A 23388-nucleotide genomic window follows, 5' to 3' on the forward strand; every position below is an offset into this window, starting at 1 on the left:
ATTGGGAATAGCCTCCCTGATTCACATTGCAGTCTTACTTATTTACTCACTCCAAAAAGCACCTGCCGATGCTGGTATATGGACGAAACATCATGCAAATTGGAGCTGTAATTTTAACTGGGCACATTATCGCAAGTACAATCCGAGAATGCTGGGCCGTCGTTGTTGGTGGTTTTGACGCCTACGGCTAACAAGCTTATGATCCAGCATAATTTCTTTTCCTCATGAAAGGACGGGTATGGACAACAGAATGTGGATGATCCGCGGCGATGGTGGCAAGCTCTATGACGATTTTCGCGATAAGCAAATTGTAGGCATCGGTTGGTCTCAGCTGGCTCCATTAGTCAAACCCGGCCTGTCCCGAGCTCAGCTACTTGCCTTATACCAGGAAGCAGACCCTTTAACGAAGCTGGGAACAGCCCGTTCTGGTGCATCGCAGGTCTGGCGTTTTGTTAATGAGATCCAAAAGGGTGATTGGGTTATTACCTATTCGCCAGCCAACCGTACTTATCTGCTAGGTAAGGTTACATCTGATTTCCAGTACCACCCTGAATGGGTAGAAGAGGGGATGGGAATCGCTCGACAGGTTAAATGGAATACTCAAGAAATTGACCGCGATCGACTATCCGTTGCTACGAAAAACACATTGGGTTCTACGCTGACGGTTTTCCAGCTTCCGGAATATGCTCTAGAAGAGCTTTTGCAGGATAAGAAACCTACGGTAGATGTGATTACTCAGAATCCAATTGCGATGGATGAAGATGAGGTCGTTTCTGATCCGCTCCGCGATATGGAAATGCTCGCGTTTGAAGGTATCAAAGATCGCATCAACTCTCTTGACTGGGACGAGATGCAAAATCTGGTTGCCGGAGTTTTACGCAGTATGGGCTATAAAACGCAGGTCTCACCTGCGGGAGCCGATCGGGGTAAAGATATCATTGCTTCACCTGATGGATTCGGTTTTGAAAATCCACGTATTATCGTTGAGGTAAAACATCGCAGGGAGCAAATGGGAAGCCAACAGATCCGCAGCTTTATCGGCGGTCGCCATAAAGACGATCGCGGGCTTTATGTCAGTACAGGGGGTTTTACGAAAGATGCTCGATATGAAGCCGACCGTTCGACGATACCACTAACGCTCTGGACGCTTGATGATCTCGTCCGTGCGCTTATTGAGAACTATGAGCAAGTGGATATTGAGACCAAACTTTTGGTACCTCTGAAGAAAACTTTCCTGCCTGCCTGAATCTTGCTTTGGTAGCCATATCGGTGTTCTACTGGTATGGCTTTATACCCACTCGTAGTGTCTATTTTTTGTACGGATTTTAACTTGTGGGTACAAGTGTGGGTATAAATAATTATTCCTTCTTATAAACTACATTGATATCAGTCTATTGGGTGTTAAATTCGAGTCCGGCCTTCGCACCATAAGTATGTAAATGGACCTCAACTGAGGTCTTTTTTTTATGCCTAAAATCCAGTCCCCGCAAGGCCTTAACCCGCTTTTCAGTCAACCGACGTCAATCTGAGTTACCCCACATCAACATGCTTGTGAGTATAGAACCGAGTATATATGCTGGTTCGATAATGCTTATATACTCACGGCAGCATATGGAAGGAATACCATCATGGCCCTGACTGATACCAAAGTGCGTTCGGCAAAACCTGAAGTGAAGGAATACTCACTAGTAGACGGTGATGGCATGTTTTTGCTGATACACCCTAACGGCTCCATATACTGGCGCTTCCGTTTCCGCTTCGGTGGTAAGCAACACCTGATGGCTTTTGGAGTTTATCCTGAAACGTCATTAGCTGATGCTCGTCAAAAGAGGGAAGAGGCCAGAAAGCTTGTTGCTGCCGGTGTCGATCCTCGTGAACATAAACGTGCAGTGAAAGAAGAACAGGCTAAAGAAGTCATCACATTTGAATCTGTTGCCAGAGACTGGCATGCCAGTAATCAAAAGTGGTCTGAGTCGCACAGTGGCCGTGTTCTTAAGAGTCTGGAAGATAATCTGTTCGATGCGATTGGGAAGCGGAATATCGCTGAGTTAAAAACCAGAGATTTACTTATTCCCATTAAAGCCGTAGAGATGTCTGGACGTCTTGAGGTTGCGGCGCGTTTACAGCAACGAACAACAGCAATTATGCGATTTGCCGTGCAAAGCGGTTTAATCGATTATAACCCCGCACAAGAGATCGCTGGAGCGGTTGCTACAGCAAAACGGCAACATCGCGCTGCGCTAGAACTTAATCGTATTCCTGAACTACTTCATCGTATCGACACATATACCGGCAGACCACTAACACGCTTAGCTGTGGAGCTGACGTTGCTGGTATTCATTCGATCTAGTGAACTGCGTTTTGCACGCTGGTCAGAAGTCGATTTTGAAATTGCTATGTGGACGATTCCGGGGGAACGTGAACCACTGGAAGGTGTGAAACATTCACATCGAGGATCAAAGATGCGTACTCCTCATCTTGTTCCTTTATCAAGTCAGGCTCTGACCATTCTTGAAAAGATCAAAAGCATGAGTGGAAACCGTGAGCTGATTTTCGTAGGTGATCATGATCCACGTAAGCCGATGAGTGAAAACACGGTGAATAAGGCGCTGCGAGTTATGGGCTACGATACGAAAGTTGAAGTATGTGGTCATGGTTTCAGAACTATGGCCTGTAGTTCCTTGATTGAGTCGGGATTATGGTCGAAGGATGCGGTAGAGCGACAGATGAGTCACCAGGAACGTAACTCCGTGCGTGCGGCTTACATTCATAAGGCAGAGCATTTGGGGGAGCGCAGGCTGATGGTGCAGTGGTGGGCAGATTATCTGGATGTGAATCGAGAGAAGGGAATTAGTCCGTTTGATTTTGGGAAAAAGAATGGATAAAGAGTTTTAAGTATAGTAATAGAAGAAAAGCTAATTATTAGCTAAATTAAATCGTAATTACAGTACATATGTAAAGTATTTTATCGTCTTAAGAACGAGGAGTGAAACGTAGAAAATTCTAAATAAACTGCTTTGGTAAAATAAATGTAATACATCTGCGTTAGTTATTTATTAAGTTGATATGGAAAACCGGCTGATAAACAATCAGCCGACATTTCATGAATTTTTTGATATTTATGAGGTTTGTCGTTAATTCAGCAATCTTCTGATTTTGTTAACAAATTATATTTTGTGATTGGTTTTTAATGAAAGTAGTTCTTAGCTTGATAAATTGTTTATTGAGATTGAAAAAATAAAACTGATAGGGTTATGTAATGTACATATTCCCCATAGCGAAAGTATTGTGTCATTCGCAATGACACTTAACACTCAAGCAAAATTAACTGCTCTAACATAAACTAAATATGAAGAGCGTAATGAGTGAATCTTAATCTTCACCCAATATATATTCACCACCATCGAGCCCTTGCTGTTGAATAAAAACAAGTTTTTCTTCAAATGGCTCCAAGTCGATTTGAGATAATAGATAAAATAATTTCTGGTACCAGAATGCCCACTCTTTTCGTTTAAGAGTAGCTTCAGGGATAGGTCTGGCCCTACGAATTAACTGTTCCTGAAGATCGGATAAATCAATAGGATGAATTTCATCCTCAACAACCAATTCAAGCGATCTTAACTTACCCTCAACCCGACTGCGGATCTCATAGATCTCATCCCAAGTGTTCAGCTTGTTAATAAGCTCTTCATCCATAGTTGACCAGATAACACTGATCATTGGTTCCGGATCTCTAAGCCTTTCTATATCAATATCTATAAAATTTCTGGCTTCTTCTAAATAAGGATAAAATGATAACCGATTATTACTGTTGCTATCTCGGAAAAGATCTTTTGCTTTCTTTGCATCTTGGTTGCAAACATCACATAATGGAATAAGATTATCAGGGTGTACGGCAAAAATCGGATACTTCGATTTGCAGAGTTGATGATCATAATCTGCACGCCACTGCTCCTCTTCTTGAACACCAGCCCTGAAAGGTGCAAGTTCTCTCATCCCACAGGCTTTACAGATATTTCCATTTACTCCGTCATTGCGAAAAGCATTAAAGTGGGCGTTTATATCTACCCCACCCGCCTGATCTTTTATTGCTTGGATATCCTTAGTCGAACAATAAAGATGAGTTGTAACATTCTTTAAAGCTTCAAAACATGTTTTTGGTAAAAAATCCAGAATTCCTCTATTAGGGTTGCTGAAAAAAAGTTGTAGATTTTGATTATCACGAATTGATTCAAATAACTGGCTCCGCACACCTTCAGTAGTTTTCTGTAACTCTATATATAGCTTTTCGAATTTCTCTTTAGTTAGATCATTCTTAGCTCTTTGATTATTGCCCTTTGAATTATTCCAGCAAGCCTTACCGACTTCACCTTCAGTAAATAAATTTTCACGGAAGATTCCGGAAGAAACTGAATGTTCGATGAAATGCAGTAGCTCCGCATTGAGTAATACAAATACCTGAAATCGTGGTGAGTTAGGAGATAATAGAAACAGCATAATTAACTTAATTTCCTTAGTAGATATGCTCTTTCAGCGGATAAACCAAGGTTGTTTTCAATCCATTCTTTGGCATGTCCGTCTCCAAGTTTCAGCTGCTCACGGATTTCATCAACTACACTTTGTGAGATCAGTGAGCGAAGCTCAAAAAGATCTTTTATCAATACATCGAATGAAGCACCATATGTTTCATTTTGCACAACTTGCATATCAATAATTCCATTATTGTTTCGCCTAAACTGGTAAACATTTTTTCGATTTAGGGACGACACCATAAAAGGGGAGTGTGTTGAAATAAATAATTGAACTCTATCATTATCAGCACAAATTACATCTTCAATATAGGAATGAAAATACGTACGCCAAGATGGATTTAGATGTGTTTCTGGTTCATCTAAGAGGAAGAGGGTTCGGCTATCCTTGTATATAGACGCCATTGATAAAATTTGGATAAGCTGAGCTTCACCATCAGACAAATCATCAAATTCGATACAATTATCACCATCGGTAAGCTTCAATGACAATACTTGAATAGGGGACTTCCATTTTTGGGGTTTTTTGACCGAAAGAACAAAGCTATCTTGTCTAAGCTGACGTTTAGTCTCACCCATCCAAAAATCAGCAGCTAGAAGTTGCAAACGATACAGCTTCTCGAACAATATCTGTGGAGTAAAGAAACTATCAGAAAGTACTTCTTGTATATTACGAGCACTATAGTCAATGGTGATTTCACCTCCCAAATAATCGAGTTCAAACTGGTTGTAAAACTCTTCTGATGTTTCACTTACACCCGATAATGGATTATAGCTACTAGGATCGATGCTACGGATACTTTTTATCAGCTTGGCAATATCTAATAACGCTCCCGAGTCATAAGTAAATTTACGAAGATCATAACGTAGTGTTACGGAATGAATTTTGTTAAACCGTTGTTTATTTTTCCATATTTCCTTTTGTTCGGTATCAGACGTCATTCCCATACTGGCCAGCATTAACGCCGTAGTATCTTGGTCAAAATACTTAAGCCGAGGTAGTGCCGTTGGTCGTAGGCCAATGCTTAAGTTGTCTGATACACTTGAACCTACAGGCAAATCTGGAAACAACGCAGGATATCGACCTTGGTAGTAAAGGTAGGCTTCAGAGAATTGGCTTCCAAACAATTCTAGGTCAGATTCGGTTAGATGTTTCCCGATCGTATTTCGTGCTTCATTGATAATTGATAATCGACGCTCCCAAGCGCGTTTAATGTTCATAACGTCCAGATATTGAACTGTATTTTTCATAAATGGTCTTTGGAGATTTTCATTCAGTCCTGAAGAGTAACCTACGATGTGACTAGGTAAAATCTCCTCTCTAACTCCTTCATTAACTGGATCATTCAGATCCAAATGGCTTCCATCACGACTTATAGAAACTTGTCCATGGTTATTAATGTTCACGGTATAGACAAATGTTGTCCTATCAGAATCATAGGCTTGGTTACAATACTGAAGTTCAATGGCAACAGAAGGAAACCAGTTACGACATTTAAAATCACTGCGAAAATAACGTTCCAGATAACCAAATGTTTCCGCAATCAGTTCAAGAAGTTGTGACTTACCAGAACCGTTCAACCCAATGAATGCAACGATGTTGCCCTCAGTCTCACTAAAGTTAAAAATTTGATCCTTTAACCCTTTATACTGTCCTTGCAGGTGTATTAACAAGATGCGCATCAGTTAGCCTTTTTTTCACGGTTTTTTTTGGGCGGTAGTTTTGCTTCACGCTCTGTTTTTATTTTGTTAAGTGAGGTTTCGGCGGAATTATCCCCAGCGATTAAGTCCGGATTAGCAGCACGCCAGTGTGATGTGAGATTGCCACAAAAAGCTTTGACCAGCAGAGATTGGTTAAGATTGCTGATAGAAGCTAAAGCTGCGTTCAGCTTTTTTTCTATGCGATCAGAAAGGTCGAAGAGTTCTTCTAAGTGGCGGACAATTTGAATTTGTTCCTCAAGTGGTGGAAGTTTAAATGCTAGGGACTGAACAAGACTTTTATTCAAAGTTGGTTGTATGCTCCCCACTCCATAACGCAGTATGTGTTCATGTTGCTGCATCAAGAAAAAATACAAAAATTCAGACATCACATACCCTTCAGGGATGCGCAAAGCAGCAGTATTCTGGCTATGACTGGCTGAAATATCCAAAATAGCTGCACGACCCCTCACGTTCTCCTGACCGTTTAGTGCAAGCATAACGGTACCTGGAGGATGTATTGCTGTTGACGTATTACTCAGAGCCAGCTCGGTAATTGTCTCATTTGTGGAGCTAATCTTGCAAAAGGCAACTTCTGCACTATTGACCCATGGGAGATCGCCATTCCAATATTCATGAATATTACGTTTTGGTGTTGCACCAATCTGGACGTCAAAAACATGGCCTATTGTTGTGGATAACCATGTGATAGGAATATTTTCGGTTAGATCTATGTGGTGAGATTTCGGGATTGGTGACTTTTTATTATTTTTTTGGTTCTTCGCTGCCCAGTAATCGCTGATCTCAGATAAGCTGATTTTTTTAAGTTTCTTATGCTCTCTTCGCCATTCAGCTGTTAATGTCCCGTTGAAAGCCTTAGTTAATATGGCTTGCCGATAATTTCTTAAGATGGCCCTGATACGTTCTACGCGCGTAGTGGTAGTTTCAATCTGAGCTAGCAAAGAGTCTAGCAAGTTGGCAATGAATTTTTGTTCGTTGAGTGATGGGTATGCAATCGCTAAATTCTCAATATCCTCCTTTCGTAAAGAAGGTACTGTAGTTGATCGAGACATATCCCGCAGATCAACCGACCGCATAAAGTGGTAAATAAATCGTGAACTTTCCCAATGATCAGGCAAAATTGCCATGACATTATTGTCAGCGAATCCCTCTTTCAGAACATAAGCTCTTCTATTTAAATTTACGGATTCACCATTTTTTGGGAATACAGTAGTTCCTATCGATAACATTTCGCTTTTTAACTCAGCAATTTTTTCATTATCAATGAGGTGATTAGCGGTTATTAAATTACCATTTTTATTTAAAATAGCTTCTATGATGTCTGAAACTTTATATGCAGGGATATTTCCATCTGATTTGGATTTATATTTTGAGGGAATATTTGCACCATTTATCACTCGAGCAATGCTTCCTACTTTGACGGTTTTCCAGCCAGAAGGTAAAACTGCTCGATTCATATTTTTGCTCCTTCTAGCGCAGATATCAGTATATTTAACTCATTTAACGCAATATTCAGTTCTACCTTTGCTTGACTTAAAAGTTCTTCAGGTTCTGGCTGTATTGCAACATCTATATTTTCGTTTTCTTTTACCCAGTTAATATCTAGCGAATCATTTTTGATATCACGGATCCACTCTCGAGTGAAACTACGCCAATACGAGTGAATAAGCTGTTTTTCAGAGTTTTGGTTTTCTTTAGTCGCATTTTTATTGTCATTTACTCTAACGTCTAAGTTGCAGTCACCTTCAGTGCGAGGGCTTGTTCCGTTTGGATTATTACCATAGACCTTTTCAAATGCACCAAGGTGAGGGTCTTTGCCAAAGTCTTTTTTTGCGAAGCCTACGGTGGAATCACCAAAAGGTGTGCGTTTTCCAAAATTTGGCATGTTTGTACGCAAATCATATATCCAGACATTTTGTGTACAATTCTCTTCCTGATATCGATCCGTAGCACTACCTTTGGTAAAAAACAACACGTTGGTCTTTATACCATGGGCATAAAAAATGCCTGTAGGCAGGCGCAATATGGTGTGCAGATTACATTTATTCATCAAGTCGCGACGCACCAGGGTTCCGAATCCTCCTTCAAACAGGACGTTATCAGGTAAAACTACAGCTGCTCGGCCACCAGGTTTTAAATTACTATAAATATGCTGTAAAAAAGCCAACTGCTTGTTGGTTGTACTGTACTTAAAAATACGTGAATTGGAAATATCCTCACGCATGCTGCTACCAAAAGGAGGGTTAGCGAGAATAACATCTGCTGGGCTTAATGCCTCACCTGCCTCTCCGAGAGTATTGCCTAGATGCACTACGCCTTCATTGCCTCCTTCCATGCCGTGAAGAAGGCAGTTCATTAGTGCGAGTCTGCGAGTATTAGGCACTAGCTCGACGCCAGTAAAAGCTATATTTCTTTGAAATTTTAAAGCGTTAGAAGAGAGTCTTTGATAGTTATCTGTATTGCATCTCATATACTGTTCAGCTGAAACTAAAAATCCACCGGTACCTGCCGCAGGATCCTGAATAAGCTCGCCAACTTGTGGCTTGATGCATCGTACTATGCAGTTGATTAGTGCTCGAGGCGTAAAATATTGTCCGGCACCGGATTTTGTTTCGCTGGCATTTTTTTCCAACAAACCTTCGTACAAAGCACCTAGCCCATCTTTTTGAGCGCTAGACCAATCGATTTGATTCAGTGTTTTGATTATTTGCTCTAAACGTTTGGGCTCACTGAGACGGGTCTGAGCATTTGAATAAATAGCCTCTATGAGCGGATCTTCATGTGCAAGTTCACCATCGTCATTTTTACCTGTAGATAAGCATCGTAGAATTCGCTTGTAATCATTGAGCAGGATTATTCCCGATTTACCAGCGATATCCTCCCAGCGACAACCTGCTGGGAGTGGGTGTTCCTTGATGATGCCGGCTGCAGTATTCTCATGAGCCATTTTTATGAATAGTAGAAACACTAATTCAGTCACATAATCACTGTAACTAATACCATCGTCACGTAAGACATCACAAAGGTTCCAGAGTTTTTGTACGATATCATTGTTAGTCATAATGTGCTCATGGTTGACTTTTTGCATAGAACCTATTAAAGCATCTTCGGTGTCAATACCGCTACATTAACTTTTTTAGATGATTAACGATTTGATTTTTAAATACTTTTTAAGTTTGGCTTTGTTTTTGACACGATAGATGCTCATGATCTAGCTCCAACGAAAGACGATCCAGAAACCTATTTTGATCATTTCTGTTTCCAGTAAGTTCATAGTGTTTCGGTTATTGAGCTTTGCTGCATTCTCTCAGACTGTCCAGCTATTCGAAACGACTTCAGCTTGCTTAAGTATCAATTCAACTGTGTAAGGCGTTTTATCCGGTGGATACTTATATTTACGTAGCGTTTGGCGTACTAGAACACGCAGTCTTGCACGCACGCTTTCACGGACCTGCCAGTCAACAGTTGTGGATTTTCGTAATTGAGCTGTCACTTCAATCGCTAGCTTTTTAAGGATGTCATCTCCCAGCTTACGCACGGCACTTTCGTTTTCAGCTAACGCATCGTAGAAAGCAATTTCATCCGGATTCAGGCCCAGCGCATCATCACGTGCCATTGCCTCCTGGAATTCTTTAGCCATCTGGATCAGCTCTTCAATAACTTGTGCCGTTTCGATAGCACGGTTGTTGTATTTAACCAGCACAGCCTTTAAGCGGTCAGAATATTTCTTCTGCTGCACTACGTTATTACCGGAACGTGCATGAATCCCGTCATTGAGCAGTTTTTCCAGCAACTCTACAGCCAGATTACGCTGCGGCATTTCCCGCACTTCCTCCAAGAACTCATCCGACAGCAAGCCTATGTTTGGCTTATCCAATCCGGCCAAAGCAAAAACATCCTCAACCCCTGTTGCGACAACAGCATTATCAAGAATTTTACTCAGCAGCGAGTTTTTCTCTGACTGGCTAAATTTGGCTTTCGGATCAAGTTTGATAAGCCCAACTCGGATCGCCGAAAGAAACGCGAACTCTTCCTGTAAAGGTTTGGCCTCATCAATGGTGTTACACAATGACCAGGCTTTGCTCATCGCCAGCGAGACATCAAGATAACGTTTTTTACCGTCATCCAGCCCCAGAATGTAGTTCACGGCATCACGCAAGAAGGCCAGCGGATCGCGGGAGAAGCCTGTGTAATCAAACCCCGGCTTACCTGCCGAACGGGCAAACATTCCATGAATGACATCCATTTTTTCCAGCAGAATAGCAAAGGCTTCCCGGGCATCGACCGTCGTCTGTCCTTTGCCTTTTGAGTCGGTGTAGGTTTTCAGTGCCTGCTTCAGCTCGTTGGCAATGCCGATATAATCCACCACCAGCCCACCGGGTTTATCCCGGAAAACGCGGTTAACGCGGGCAATTGCCTGCATCAGATTATGGCCGCGCATCGGTTTGTCGATATACATGGTGTGGCAGCATGGGGCATCAAATCCGGTCAGCCACATATCCCGCACGATCACCAGTTTCAGCTGATCGTTCAGATCTTTAAAGCGGGCTTCCAGGCGTTTTTTGGTCTGTTTGTTGTAGATATGCGATTGCAGATGATCTTTATCTGACGCCGATCCGGTCATGATGACTTTGATCGCCCCTTGTTCGACGTCTTCACTGTGCCATTCCGGGCGTATCGCCACGATGGCATCGTACAGTTTCACGCAGATATCACGGCTCATGGCCACAATCATCGCCTTGCCGTTCATGGCCGCATTGCGTGTTTCAAAGTGCTGAACCAGATCGGCGGCTACCTGTTTGATACGCGGCTCAGAACCCACCAGCTTTTCCAGACGGCTCCAGTCACCTTTGGTTTTCTCCTGCTGGCCTGTCTCTTCATCTTCCACCAGCTCATCCACCTGGTCGGAGAGTGTTTCCAGTTCCTCATGATTCAGGTCGAGTTTCGCCAGCCGGGATTCGTAGTAAATCGGCACAGTCGCGCCGTCATCCACCGCATCCTGAATATCGTAGATAGAGACATAATCACCGAATACGGCACGGGTATCTTTATCTTCAGACGCAATCGGCGTACCGGTAAAGCCCATAAACGACGCATTCGGCAGCGCGTCGCGCATATGTTTTGCGTAACCGTATTTATAGACCCCGGTTTCGCGGTCCAGCGTGGCACTCAGGCCATACTGGCTACGGTGCGCTTCATCGGAAATCACCACTATGTTGCTGCGCTGATTGAGTGCCGGATGGCTCTGCTCGCTGTCCAGCGGCGCAAACTTCTGCACGGTGGTAAAGATGATGCCGCCTGATTCACGAGCATTAAGCAGCTCGCGCAATTCATCGCGATCGTTGGCCTGCAATGGTGTCTGCTTTAATAAATCCTGTGCCTGGCAGAAGGTGGCGTATAACTGCCCATCGAGATCGTTACGATCCGTCACCACCACAATCGTCGGGTTGTTCATTTCGGCCTGTTGCAGCAGTTTCCCGGCATAGCAACACATGGAGATACTTTTGCCAGAGCCCTGGGTATGCCACACCACGCCTGCTTTTTTACTGCCCGGAGTAATGTTGCTGCGTAGCGGCAGATGTTTGCCGGTAGACGCCACAATCGTGGCCGCAACCGCCTCACGCACCGCGTGGAACTGATGGTAAGCGGCAATCTTCTTGATTAGCCGTTTGCCGTCAGACTCAAACAGCACAAAGTAACGAATATAATCGAGCAGAAGCGCACGATTAAAGAAACCCTGCACTACCGTTTTTAGCTGCCAGTCAAACTGTGGCTTATCGTCTTCGTTAGCCACGGTTTTCCACGGCAGGAAGCGCTCTTCATCAGCTGTCAGTGAGCCGATACGCGCATTCTGCCCGTCGCTCACCACCAGCGCTTCGTTGCAGATAAACAGGTCGCTGAGTTCATTTTTATAGGTCTGTAGCTGATTAAACGCCGCCCAGATATCGGCGTTAGCATCAATCGGACTTTTTAGTTCGATCACCGCCACCGGCAGGCCGTTGATATAGCCAATGACATCCGGGCGACGTACCTGCTTTATTCCCTGAATGGCGACCTGGTTCACGACCATAAAGCGGTTGTTGTCTGGATGGTTAAAATCCATTAACAGCGCGTTGTCGTGGATAACCTTGTCATCCCGTTTGTACTCAACGGGTACTCCGTCGAGCAGCAGATGGTGGAAGGCTTTATTGCTGACGACCAGATCCGGGCTTTCGGGGCGGGTAATCCGCAATATAACCTCTTCCAGCACGGAAACAGGGAGATGAGGGTTGATGGTTTGCAGCTGCTCCAGCATTACCGGGCGCAGAAACACATCATGAAATGAGGCGCGCAGCGGGTTATCGCCATCCGGCGCAATGTCGGGCCCGTGCAACACTTCCCAGTCCTGTTCAACAAACCATTGCAGGCATTGCTGTTCTAAATCGTCTTCGCTCAGCATCAGGCTTCCTCTGTCTCAGGTTCTTCCGTTTCTTCCGGCGCGTTGGAAATATCTTTTAGCGCCATATTCAGTGGGGCAATAAAGGGAGCGAGCGCTTTTTCAAACGCCGTCAGGTTGACCAGCAGCCAGTCGATCATCTCTGGCCAGTTGCTCTCGTCGAGGCTGGTGGCAGGCGTGGCGAAAGAGATTCGGCACGATTTTTTGCCTGGCAACGGCTCCCACTTCAGCGCATGGCCAAAGGTGTTTTCAATTGTCTCTTTATGCTCATAGAGCCAGTTAAACGCAAAGGTGTTACTCTCCGCAGAGGATTTGGCAATCCACAGCTCAACGCGGCTCTCTTTTTTACTGAAAATCAGGTTCCATGAAACGGCGCTGATACCGGAACCCGCGCTGATCCAATGGTCGGTCGAAGGGCTGATATTGTTGTACAACGTGCAGGAGCTGGTTTTAAGACGTTCAAGGGTTTTGGTCCAGAAGGCTTTGCGGACCATCAAGATAGCTTTAACTCCGCCGCTGGTAGATTGCTCTTCTGCTTCCTTCTGCGCCATGCCAATCATGAAGGATTCCGCTTCCGGCGTCGGGATCACCAGGCGGATATCAACAAACACATCGTCGTTGAATTTGTACGGCTTAACCTTAAAACACTGCACCCGCAGGCCAAACTGCATTAGCCACAACGCGGTGTTGGTCACTTCTTTGCGGAAGCTGGCCGCCACCATCATCACTCGTTGGGTGCGGCTCTGGTTGATTTGCACTTCATCCAGGCTTTCGCACTCCAGAAACTCAGCCATCACTTCAGCCGCCGGACGGGTCTCTTCCGGCTCGTATTTGTCGAGATAGAGCTGGAAGATGTCGAGGATCTGTTCTTTGCGCAGATTGGCGCAGTAACCGGCATATTTCAGCGCCTGCCACACCACATCGCGCCCGGAGTCATCAAGCTTGTTTTCAATGATCACCAGGTTGCGCTGTTTATCGATAGCCAGCAGGTCGAGGCGCTCTTTGGTGTCGTCAAAACCGGCGAACTCTTTCTGGATGATCAGCAGTTCATCATCATTATCGCGGGTCAACGCCTGAGGGTTCTTCGCCAACCACTCCTGAAGATGATAGCGCTCGGTAAAACCGAGGCTACTAAAAGACACCTCCTGCAACGAGTGCAGGCTATTGGTCGGCGTATCGACTTTATACATTTTCCACCTCGCTTACCGCCTGCTCCGCTTCAGGCAGGGTGATTTCGCCCGAAAGGAGTTTGGGGAGAAGGGTGTCGCGGATATTTTCAAGTTTCCGAGTTTCTAACCGATTAGAAATAACCTTATTTAGTACCGGTTCGAAAAAAGGTGTAAAAGCATGAACTGTTTCAGATGAAGGTATGAGGCATTTTGCTTGGGACAAATGCTCTCGTTTTATATGTCCCATTGTTACTGCTTTTGCTTCAGCTATACGCTGAAATTCAATGAGATGATGGGCTGTATATTTATAGTAAAGCCATTTAGGGTACTTGGTAGATGAGACTTTAAATAAATGCTGATTAAGAGCTGCTTTGCCGCCGCACCAAATATCCACCATCAACGAACCTGACCATGAGAAGACGACATCCCCATTATCAATAATGCACTCAGGTTTGATATTTGGAGATGCCTTTTCCTCACCATCAGAAAAACCTTTCTTCAACTGTGCGATTTTCACAACCGGAAGGAAGTCATTCTCATTCTCTGGTCTAAATTTTTGTAACGCCAACCCATTTTGATAGGTTGCGATTCCATCTAATGGTTTAATCGACCACCCTTCCGGAATTTCCCCCAACTCACTGTCCTGCATCGCCGACGGAAAAAGTTCTGCCGTGGCTTTTAATTCGGCATACTGCTCAGGATGTTCACGCTCAAAAACCTCCAGCGCATCCGCATCTTTCCCAGAAATGGTCGTCATGGCGGCAAGCGTTGCATCTTCCTGCGAACCGCCCGCTTCCAGTACCGCAATTTTGGCCTTTACGGGTTCAAAATCAACAAACCAACTTTTGAACAAGGCTTGTGCCATTTGTTCGAGGGTTTGGTTGATTTCTTTATTCTTCTCAATTTTTTCACTAAGAGAGAAATAAAACAAACCAATGGCCCTCTGAATTTTCAGATTTCTAGGTATTGAAAGATAGAGGTTTTTGAAATCACCTTTTTTAAAATGAGGGATTAAAGTACCAACATGCATGTTATTTATTTTATTAATCACTTGCTCAGAACGAAGCAATAAAAATAAAAACATAGGATCAACTAATCTTTGATCTGCACGTATTGCGACCATATCTTGGGCAATGCAAAAGGAAACAGGTTCTTTCACCCATGCAACACGTCCAGGAGAACCTTTACATACAAAAATTATGTCTCCAGCATTTGGGTGACCTCGAAACCAATTTTTATATGTGTCATCTGATACAAATCTAACTTTCTCGAAAACAGGATATAATGAGTCATCCTTGATGCAATTTGTCGCTATTAATGGGAAACCTTTATCTTCTACTGGACAAGTTTTCCCTCTATTGTCAACAATATTGGACAATAAATCTGCAAAACTATATTCATCAAAATCCATAACCCAGCCCTCCCAGATTCGCCTTAATCTGTGCTTCCAGCTTCGCACTCTCTTCGAGCTGATCTTTAAGCTGCGCCGTCAGTCGTGCCATCTTCTCGGCAAACGGTTCATCATCTTCATCTTGCTCGGCCGCACCGACATAGCGCCCAGGGGTTAATACAAAGCCGTTTTTCTGAATATCTTCCAGCGTTGCCGAGAAGCAGAATCCGGCTTCGTCTTCGTAGTCTTTATCCGATTGCCATGCATGGAAGGTCTCGGCAATTTTGGCGATATCTTCACGGCTAAAATCACGCAACACGCGATCTTTCATATAACCAATCTGGCGCGCGTCTATAAACAGCACTTCACCTTTACGGTGTGCTTTGCCGTTGCCACCAGATTTATCTTTGGTCAGAAACCAGATGCAGGCCGGGATTTGGGTGTTGGTAAACAGTTGCCCTGGCAGCGCCACCATACATTCCACCAGATCCGCTTCAATCAGGTTGCGGCGGATTTCGCCTTCATTGTTGGTGTTGGAACTCATTGAGCCGTTCGCCAGCAGCAGCGCCATCGAACCTTTTGGCGCGAGGTGGTGGATCATGTGCTGCATCCACGCAAAGTTGGCGTTGCCCTGCGGCGGCGTACCATATTTCCAGCGCACGTCGTTTTCCAGCTTCGCGTTCCACCACTCCTTCATGTTGAACGGCGGGTTTGCCATCACGAAGTCGGCACGCAGATCCGGGTGCTGGTCGTCCAGCAGGGTATCGGCGTTTTTGCTGCCGAAGTTAAAGTCGATACCCCGGATCGCCATATTCATCGCCGCCAGCTTCCAGGTGGTCGGGTTGGACTCTTGGCCGTAAACGGAGATATTGCGCTTCTGCTCGGCGGCGTTGTACTGCTTCTCGCCCGCGTGCTCTTCGATAAAACGGTCGCTGGAAACAAAGAACCCGCCGGAACCCATCGCCGGGTCATACACGCGCCCGTTATACGGTTGCAGCATTTCAACAATCAGGGTGACGATACTTTTTGGCGTGTAATACTGGCCGCCCTGCTTACCTTCCGCCAGCGCGAACTGACCGAGGAAATATTCGTATACGTGGCCGAGAATATCTTTGCTCTTTAAGCTCAGTTTCTCACCGTTATATTCCGGGTTGCTGAAGTTGGCATCAGAGAAGGTGTTAATCAGCCCGGTCAGTACCTCGTTGCCCAACTGGTACTGGCTAATGCGGTTCAGAATGCCTTTCAGTTTCGGGTTGGTTTTTTCGATTTCATCCAGCGCGTTGTCCACCAGCCAGGAGACGGAGCGCAGCTTCACATCCTGTCCGGTGGTTTCATCCACCCACAGCACCGTACCGGTCGGCAGAATCGCTTTCGTTTTAAGCGTATCCCAGCGTGCGGCTTTCGGCACCCAGAAGATGTTCTTTTCGGTGTAGTAATCTTCGACTTCCAGTTCATCAACAATCGCCTGTGCGTAATCTTCGTCGGAGTCGTAATCATCGCGCGACATGGCGTAGATGTTGTCCGGGTTGCCGACATCGCGGAACAATGTGATCAGTTCTTGCTGGCGAGCCTCAAAAGCATCGGAGACATACTTCAGAAAGATAAGCCCTAACACTACATGCTTGTAGTTGGCGGCATCCATGTTGGCGCGCAGCTTGTCAGCCGCCTTCCAGAATTTGTTATCCAGCTCGTTTAGGAATAGCTGTTCAGCGTTGTTCATGTAAATCCTCCGGAAAACACAGGGGCAGGCTAAAAGTGCCGCCACGAATTCGTTTTAGTGGTGTATGTCGCAAGATCATACCCGCAGGCACCTCAAGTGCAAGCTATACGGCCACTGAAATTGCGCTTGTTCTTTACAAGTACCAATCATCCAAAAAGCCATTTCAAAATCTTTGTAACTATATTTTTTTGAGAGGTTTGCTGCTTTGAGGTGAATCGCCACGGTTTTAACAGACACCTCAGAGTCATTTAAGATGACTTAAAGAGAGATACCCATGAGCGGTAAGCGTGATCCTGAAGAGTTTAAAATTGAAGCAGTCAAACAGGTTGTTGATCGTGGTCATTCTGTTTCCAGTGTTGCAACACGTCTCGATATCACCACTCACAGTCTTTACGCCTGGATAAAGAAGTACGGCCCGGATTCTTCCACTCATAATGAACAGTCAGATGCTCAGGCCGAGATCCGCCGTCTTCAGAAAGAGTTGAAGCGGGTTACGGACGAACGGGACATATTAAAAAAAGCCGCGGCGTACTTCGCAAAGCTGTCCGACTGAGGTACGCCTTTACCCGCGACAACAGCCGTTGCTGGCCTGTTCGTTTGCTCTGTCGGGTTCTGGATGTCCATCCGGGTGGATTTTATTTCTGGCTTCAGCAGCCACATTCGCAGCGTCACCAGACAGACCAGATGCTGACCGGGCAGATCAAACAGTTCTGGCTTGAGTCTGGCTGCGTCTATGGTTATCGCAAGATCCATCTCGATCTGCGTGATACCGGACAGCAGTGCGGAGTGAACCGGGTCTGGCGGCTGATGAAGCGTGCCGGAATAAAAGCTCAGGTTGGGTACCGTAGCCCACGAGCACGTAAAGGCGAAGCCAGCATCGTGACACCCAACAGGCTCCAGCGGCAGTTCAATCCGGACTCACCGGATGAGCGTTGGGTGACGGACATAACCTACATCCGAACCCACGAAGGCTGGCTGTATCTGGCCGTGGTGGTTGACCTGTTCTCCCGAAAAGTTATCGGCTGGTCAATGCAACCCCGCATGACAAAAGAGATTGTCCTGAACGCATTACTTATGGCGGTGTGGAGGCGTAATCCTCAAAAGCAGGTACTGGTTCACTCTGATCAGGGCAGTCAGTACACGAGCCATGAGTGGCAGTCGTTCCTGAAATCACACGGTCTGGAAGGCAGCATGAGTCGTCGCGGTAACTGCCACGACAACGCGGTTGCGGAAAGCTTTTTCCAGCTACTGAAACGCGAACGGATTAAGAAAAGGATCTACGGAACGAGAGACGAAGCCAGAAGCGATATTTTTGATTACATCGAAATGTTTTATAACAGTAAGCGTCGGCATGGTTCGAGCGAGCAGATGCCACCGGCTGAATATGAAAACCTGTATTATCAACGGCTCAGAAGTGTCTAGATTATCCGTGGCGATTCACATTATGATTAAATTTATTTGCTGTAATTCCTATTCTGTTGCATTCGTCAAATTTATAAAATCCATCAAAATATATATCTGTTTCCGTAGTCTGAAAATCAGCTTTGTAGCCTGTTTGCAGCCTTTCTAACAATGAATTCAGTCTTGAAACATATGTCTCAATACTCACTTTGAATGTAACTATGTGGGATTCGTCGTAATCTTTTGCGGCAGGTACTGTCTTCGTTGTCTCTTCTTCCGGTTTCGGGCTCTCAGAATCATGAACAAATATTATTGTTGCGACCAAACAGACAAAACCAATAAAAGCTCCTCCCAGGATCCCCGAAACTCTGGACACCAGTTTGCTATGTTTTTTATCTTGCATACTACCGGATATGGTACATCCTGCAATTGCCCATGCCAGTACACCCGCCCCCAGAGGAGCCAGTACGCTCATCGTATTCACGTGATACCCTTGTTAGCACCAAAAGTGCGGAAAAAGAACATACGAAAATTCACATTGTAGATCTCTGTTTTTTATGAAACTACAGAAATGAAAAAATAATAATCACAGTATTGGTTGGGCTGGCTTCGTCACAGCAGCTGCTTGTGGCCATACAAAGCACAGTACCGACGTGCCCGATCCGTCACAGGCTTGTCCAGCCAGTGGAAGCAGCAAAAAACCAGTCTTTACCGGGTTCCTGTATATCGAGATGATGTAGCAAACGATTGTGTGCAGCAGACCGGCATCGTACCGGTCTGTGTCAGTATTGACGTCATTGCACAGAATCAGGGGAAGATGAGATCAATTCAGCCACCGGGAATGTTCACATACAGATCGTCCTGGGACCCTCGTCATAACAAATCTGTTTTTTGCCGCTTGCGTCTGTGATGTAAGTATAATTGCCAATGGTTTGCTTTCTACTGCCATCGCTACCGAAAACTATGCCACTGCTTTCGTAATATGATGTGGTATGCCCGTCTTTATCATGCGAAAAAGTTCGATCACCGCTCTGGTAGGTGATGCTGCCATCACTACCGAATACGGTGCCGCCTAAATTCTGATAAGTGGTTCTGCCCTCATCGCTATCCACATAGGTTGTATCGCCATCATGGTAGATTGTGGTGCCTGCATGAGCAGAGACCGAGGAAAAGGCAGCAGCGATCAGCAGAGATTTGAGTAAAATTTTCATGGCCAGGTACTCAGGTGTATGCCGGTGTTTGGCTTTTTACATCATACGCTTACTGCGGCAGTAAATGACCATCTCAATCGTACTGGACACTGATAATCCAGACACATCCGATCTGCTGGCACTCATAATAAAGGACGGGAACAAGGCGGCTCCGCAGCGGGATACAGACATGCCGTTGGTGGAGCTAAAATTGCTGTCATGCTAACTGCCGAAGTTTACTGCACGTGTGATGGCTGGATAGTGAAAATGCAACTTGTGGCAAGCCCCTGTTCAGCGGCTTGTCAGGTGGATCATTCAATGCCGTATCTTTTTTGTGTCACAAAATCAGGTTCTTTCCAGTTGGGGCCTTTTTCCGGAAGAGGATTTTCGTTTTCTACCAATTTACCTTCACGGATCAATCGTTGAAACGTTTGTAACAACTTACCTTCTGAAATTACTTCAAATTTGTAACGAACAAACATGCGATCAATGACTGGATAAGGAGTGCGCAGCGCGAAATGCAAGAGAATATCTTCCACACTCTCATTTTTATAAATATTTTCAAGATCTAACATTATTTTCCCTCCTCCGCTTTGCGATACGCTTCCTCAGCCTCTGGTGTATATAAAGGATGTGTTTTTTCGTTTATTTTATAATCTTCCAACGTTGCAGTATGGGTGTTATTCCAGACTTCAGCTCTATTCTTCGGTCGTTCATCATCTTTTATACCCAGACTCCGGTATCTTTCTCGCTCCCTGATTTCTTGAGTATAAAACCGTTTATCCGTATCCGATATTTGTACCTTTGGAGGTTGTGGGCTGGAATATAGCAGCCGTTCATGTTTTCGCCGACTTGAACCAAGTTGAGGTAGACACCCGGTGATCGGCCCCAGGCCAGATGACCTGCTCGCAGAAGGCAACTTATCACGATGTGCTCAATATCCACTTTGCCCCGAAGCGGGCAAGTATTCAGAGCTGAATATTCGTCAGGATCGAAAAAAGGCGATCACCGGGATTAGAGTGACTTCAAACGCAACGTAGTGTCCCTTAACACTCTTTGTCCAACGATATGTGAAAGCAAGGATAAATGCCGATTGTCACGTTGCAAGAATCAATGTCTCACCGTTTTTTTGTTAAATACTCGCCCTCCAATCGCTAGTACGATTTCCGCAACAGATGTGACCTGGAGAAGAATGTAGCTCACTGTAGGCGCAGTCAGCACTTCTCTCTATCTCATCCTGCCTGAAGATTTTCCCGAATGAGATTATATTTATGCTTCCCGTTTATTTGTGGGTAATCACTGTCTTATTTATTTCTTGAAAGTGTAGCATTTCTGTCATATTTATTATTAATCTCTTTAAGCATCGTTATCACACCGAATATATCCGCAACTAAAATAAAATTATTTATTCATTCTGTCCGTTTTATTGCGCGGTGATTGTCTTTGCAGCTTTTTAATAGGAATATACAGGAAATACCTGTTCTAATAATACCTAACCAAAACTGAATTTTTGGGGTGACGTATATTCTCTTTCTCATGGATGGTCAGCGTGCGTTATCTGGCATGGTCTTTATTATTTGCAGCGGTAGCACTACAGGCTGCGCCATTATCACCGGCGGATCGTGATGCTGTCCGTCAGCAGCAGGAACAACTGCTGCGCCAGAACCAGCAGCAGCGCGATGAGCTGGAACGTGCCACACCGCTGCCGCGCGCAGGCCGCACCCCGTCTGACGCGCAGGCCGGCGGCCCCTGTTTTGATATTCACACCATCACCCTTTCCGGCGTCACCCTTATTAACGCCAGGGCGCAGCAGAAGCTGTTCTCTCCCTGGCAGAACCAGTGCCTGAACATGGCGAAAATAACCGGACTCACCGCCGCCATTTCCGACTGGTATATCAGCCGGGGCTATATTACCAGCCGCGCGTTTCTCACCGAACAGGATTTATCCCACGACGAATTACACATTGTGGTGCGGGAGGGGAAGTTACTCTAAATAATGAAGCCGGAATATATCCGGCGCTAAAACTAAATTTTAATAGCTTTTCTCTATTTACGTCCTGAATATTGTTTTTTCATTAAGCCCATAAGAAAATACTTAAAAATGATGATTAAAACTAACCTAACCAAAATTTACTGGTGAGGGTGTCATTTATTCTGGTCAGGGACGGGCTAACGTGCGCTATTTAGTGGTGGTGTTATTTTTTGTGACGGCGGCATTGCAGGCTGCGCCATTATCACCGGCGGATCGTGATGCTGTCCGTCAGCAGCAGGAACAACTGCTGCGCCAGAACCAGCAGCAGCGCGATGAACTGGAACGTGCCACACCGCTGCCGCGCGCAGGCCGCACCCCGTCTGACGCGCAGGCCGGCGGCCCCTGTTTTGATATTCACACCATCACCCTTTCCGGCGTCACCCTTATTAACGCCAGGGCGCAGCAGAAGCTGTTCTCTCCCTGGCAGAACCAGTGCCTGAATATGGCGAAAATAACCGGACTCACCGCCGCCATTTCCGACTGGTATATCAGCCGGGGCTATATTACCAGCCGCGCGTTTCTTACCGAGCAGGATTTATCCCACGGCGAATTACGCATTGTGGTGCTGGAGGGGAAATTACGTCATATCCACCTGGAAGGTGAATCCCCGCGCATGCTGAAAATGGTATTTCCGGGGCTGGAGGGGAAAGTTCTCAACCTGCGGGATATAGAACAGGGCATGGAGCAGATTAACCGTCTGCGCAGCCAGCCGGTGCAGATTGAAATCGTGCCGGACAGCGAACCCGGTTATTCCACCGTGAATTTAACCGCCACGCCGGAATTTCCGTTAAGTGCCTCTGTGTCTCTGGATAACAGTGGGCAGAAAAGCACCGGTGAAAATCAGCTGAACGGTTCACTGACCGGCAATAATTTACTGGGGCTGGCGGATAAGTGGTTTGTCAGCGGCGGACGCATCAGCGATTTCGCCACCGGGTATGACGCGCAGAATTTTCAGGCCGGGGTCAGTATTCCGTACGGCTACAGCCTGCTGGATTACAGCTACGCCTGGAGCAATTACCGCACCACCATCATCAGTCAGGGGTTTCCGTGGGTTTCCACCGGCGATACGAAAACCCACCGCCTGAACCTCTCGCGCGTTATTTTCCGCAACGGCGACATCAAAACCGCGCTCAGCGCCGGCATCACACAGCGCGCATCGCGCAACTGGCTTAACGAGGCCCCGCTGGTCAGCAGCACGCGCAATCTTTCCAGCCTGCAGCTTGGCATCAGCCACACGCAGAAACTGCTGGGCGGCGTGGCGACCTTTAACCCGACCTACAGCCACGGCATGCCGTGGTTTAACGCCGAAACCGATGAAGGTAAAACCGGCGATGTGCCGCGCGCGCAGTTCCGCAAGGGGAGCCTCAGCGCCAGTTTTCAGCGCCCGCTCACCAGCGACCTGCTGTGGCTGACCAGCCTGTACGGGCAGTGGTCGCCGGACCGGCTCTACGGCAGCGAGCGCCTGACGCTTGGCGGTGAAAGCTCGGTGCGCGGTTTCAAAGAGCAGTACATCTCCGGCGACAACGGCGGTTACTGGCGCAACGAAGTGAATTACACCCTGTTCACGCTGCCGGTGCTCGGGCAGATAAGCGCCACCGCGGCGCTTGATGGCGGCTGGCTGGAGAAAGACCGGCTTGACCGGTATGCCGCCGGCACGCTCTGGGGCGCCGCGGCAGGACTGGGCAGCGCCGGGCGCTGGTTCGCAAGCCAGGTCTCTGTCGGCACACCTCTGCGTTACCCGGACTGGCTCGGCCCGGACCACCTGACATTTAACTGGCGTGTGGCTGTCACTTTTTAAAGGA

The 23388-nt window shown here is 46.0% G+C and carries 15 protein-coding genes and 2 pseudogenes; 5 read left to right on the plus strand and 12 right to left on the minus strand.

The features are described from left to right. The first annotated feature begins 256 nt into the window (after nt 1-256). Entirely contained in the window at nt 257-1246 is a 990-nt protein-coding gene (locus tag H650_RS17095) for a restriction endonuclease (RefSeq protein ID WP_490517899.1), read from the plus strand. 382 nt (nt 1247-1628) lie between these two features. Continuing rightward, nucleotides 1629-2885, plus strand: a complete 1257-nt coding sequence (locus tag H650_RS17100) for a tyrosine-type recombinase/integrase (RefSeq protein ID WP_020456356.1) — start codon at nt 1629-1631, stop codon at nt 2883-2885. 487 nt (nt 2886-3372) lie between these two features. On the opposite strand, the gene H650_RS17105 is transcribed toward H650_RS17100, so the two are convergent. From H650_RS17105 to H650_RS17145, 8 genes are all read right to left on the minus strand, one after another. Further along, nucleotides 3373-4497, minus strand: coding sequence for a hypothetical protein (locus H650_RS17105; protein WP_020456357.1), 1125 nt, complete (start codon nt 4495-4497; stop codon nt 3373-3375). A gap of 2 nt (nt 4498-4499) precedes the next feature. Further along, nucleotides 4500-6212, minus strand: coding sequence for an AAA family ATPase (locus tag H650_RS17110; protein ID WP_020456358.1), 1713 nt, complete (start codon nt 6210-6212; stop codon nt 4500-4502). Beyond that, a complete protein-coding gene (locus tag H650_RS24205; RefSeq protein WP_020456359.1) occupies nt 6212-7705 on the minus strand; it encodes a restriction endonuclease subunit S in 1494 nt (497 codons plus the stop codon). The genes H650_RS17110 and H650_RS24205 overlap by 1 nt, the downstream gene beginning before the upstream one ends. After that, nucleotides 7702-9309: a class I SAM-dependent DNA methyltransferase gene (locus tag H650_RS17125; protein ID WP_020456360.1), complete on the minus strand. Its 1608-nt coding sequence runs from the start codon at nt 9307-9309 to the stop codon at nt 7702-7704. Before H650_RS17125 ends, H650_RS24205 begins: the two co-directional genes overlap by 4 nt. A gap of 246 nt (nt 9310-9555) precedes the next feature. Further along, nucleotides 9556-12687 (minus strand): type I restriction endonuclease subunit R, encoded by a 3132-nt coding sequence (locus tag H650_RS17130; RefSeq protein WP_020456361.1) that lies wholly within the window; start codon nt 12685-12687, stop codon nt 9556-9558. After that, on the minus strand, nt 12687-13874 hold the full coding sequence (locus H650_RS17135) for a DUF4268 domain-containing protein (protein WP_020456362.1): 1188 nt from the start codon (nt 13872-13874) through the stop codon (nt 12687-12689). The genes H650_RS17130 and H650_RS17135 overlap by 1 nt, the downstream gene beginning before the upstream one ends. Further along, on the minus strand, nt 13867-15264 hold the full coding sequence (locus H650_RS17140; protein ID WP_020456363.1) for a restriction endonuclease subunit S: 1398 nt from the start codon (nt 15262-15264) through the stop codon (nt 13867-13869). The genes H650_RS17135 and H650_RS17140 overlap by 8 nt, the downstream gene beginning before the upstream one ends. Beyond that, a complete protein-coding gene (locus tag H650_RS17145) occupies nt 15254-16963 on the minus strand; it encodes a class I SAM-dependent DNA methyltransferase (RefSeq protein ID WP_020456364.1) in 1710 nt (569 codons plus the stop codon). Before H650_RS17145 ends, H650_RS17140 begins: the two co-directional genes overlap by 11 nt. A 274-nt stretch (nt 16964-17237) precedes the next feature. Here H650_RS17145 and H650_RS17155 point away from each other — a divergent pair. After that, nucleotides 17238-18385 (plus strand): IS3 family transposase gene (locus H650_RS17155; protein WP_110093643.1). Its coding sequence is split into 2 segments (ribosomal slippage): nt 17238-17475 and nt 17475-18385, totalling 1149 coding nucleotides; the frame shifts between segments, so codons are not numbered across the junction. A 1-nt stretch (nt 18386) separates the two neighbouring features. On the opposite strand, the gene H650_RS17160 is transcribed toward H650_RS17155, so the two are convergent. The 4 genes and pseudogenes from H650_RS17160 to H650_RS26140 all read right to left on the minus strand — a co-directional run. After that, complete coding sequence (locus tag H650_RS17160; RefSeq protein WP_189660074.1) at nt 18387-18839, minus strand: hypothetical protein; 453 nt, start codon at nt 18837-18839, stop codon at nt 18387-18389. Between the two features lie 370 nt (nt 18840-19209). Next, nucleotides 19210-19575, minus strand: coding sequence for a hypothetical protein (locus H650_RS17165; protein WP_020456368.1), 366 nt, complete (start codon nt 19573-19575; stop codon nt 19210-19212). A 290-nt stretch (nt 19576-19865) separates the two neighbouring features. Then, nucleotides 19866-20129: a hypothetical protein gene (locus tag H650_RS17170; protein ID WP_020456370.1), complete on the minus strand. Its 264-nt coding sequence runs from the start codon at nt 20127-20129 to the stop codon at nt 19866-19868. Further along, nucleotides 20129-20344, minus strand: a pseudogene (locus H650_RS26140) (hypothetical protein); the annotation flags it as partial. The pseudogene H650_RS26140 and the gene H650_RS17170, both read right to left, overlap by 1 nt. A 750-nt stretch (nt 20345-21094) precedes the next feature. On the opposite strand from H650_RS26140, the pseudogene H650_RS17175 reads away from it, so the two are divergent. Both H650_RS17175 and H650_RS17180 read left to right on the plus strand, forming a co-directional pair. Next, nucleotides 21095-21541: pseudogene (locus H650_RS17175) on the plus strand (POTRA domain-containing protein); the annotation flags it as partial. 187 nt (nt 21542-21728) lie between these two features. After that, a complete protein-coding gene (locus H650_RS17180) occupies nt 21729-23384 on the plus strand; it encodes a ShlB/FhaC/HecB family hemolysin secretion/activation protein (protein ID WP_020456372.1) in 1656 nt (551 codons plus the stop codon). Nucleotides 23385-23388 lie beyond the last annotated feature (4 nt).

This window comes from Enterobacter sp. R4-368, from assembly GCF_000410515.1.
GTDB lineage: Bacteria > Pseudomonadota > Gammaproteobacteria > Enterobacterales > Enterobacteriaceae > Kosakonia.

Bases quoted from the DNA above. Each gene is read 5' to 3' on its own strand.
- H650_RS17110 (WP_020456358.1), bottom strand. From the start codon at position 6,212: ATGCGCATCTTGTTAATACACCTGCAAGGACAGTATAAAGGGTTAAAG.
- H650_RS17140 (WP_020456363.1), bottom strand. From the start codon at position 15,264: ATGGATTTTGATGAATATAGTTTTGCAGATTTATTGTCCAATATTGTT.
- H650_RS17100 (WP_020456356.1), top strand. From the start codon at position 1,629: ATGGCCCTGACTGATACCAAAGTGCGTTCGGCAAAACCTGAAGTGAAG.
- H650_RS17170 (WP_020456370.1), bottom strand. From the start codon at position 20,129: ATGTTAGATCTTGAAAATATTTATAAAAATGAGAGTGTGGAAGATATT.
- H650_RS17125 (WP_020456360.1), bottom strand. From the start codon at position 9,309: ATGACTAACAATGATATCGTACAAAAACTCTGGAACCTTTGTGATGTC.
- H650_RS17145 (WP_020456364.1), bottom strand. From the start codon at position 16,963: ATGAACAACGCTGAACAGCTATTCCTAAACGAGCTGGATAACAAATTC.
- H650_RS17095 (WP_490517899.1), top strand. From the start codon at position 257: ATGATCCGCGGCGATGGTGGCAAGCTCTATGACGATTTTCGCGATAAG.
- H650_RS17135 (WP_020456362.1), bottom strand. From the start codon at position 13,874: ATGTATAAAGTCGATACGCCGACCAATAGCCTGCACTCGTTGCAGGAG.
- H650_RS17130 (WP_020456361.1), bottom strand. From the start codon at position 12,687: ATGCTGAGCGAAGACGATTTAGAACAGCAATGCCTGCAATGGTTTGTT.
- H650_RS17165 (WP_020456368.1), bottom strand. From the start codon at position 19,575: ATGAAAATTTTACTCAAATCTCTGCTGATCGCTGCTGCCTTTTCCTCG.
- H650_RS17160 (WP_189660074.1), bottom strand. From the start codon at position 18,839: ATGAGCGTACTGGCTCCTCTGGGGGCGGGTGTACTGGCATGGGCAATT.
- H650_RS24205 (WP_020456359.1), bottom strand. From the start codon at position 7,705: ATGAATCGAGCAGTTTTACCTTCTGGCTGGAAAACCGTCAAAGTAGGA.
- H650_RS17105 (WP_020456357.1), bottom strand. From the start codon at position 4,497: ATGCTGTTTCTATTATCTCCTAACTCACCACGATTTCAGGTATTTGTA.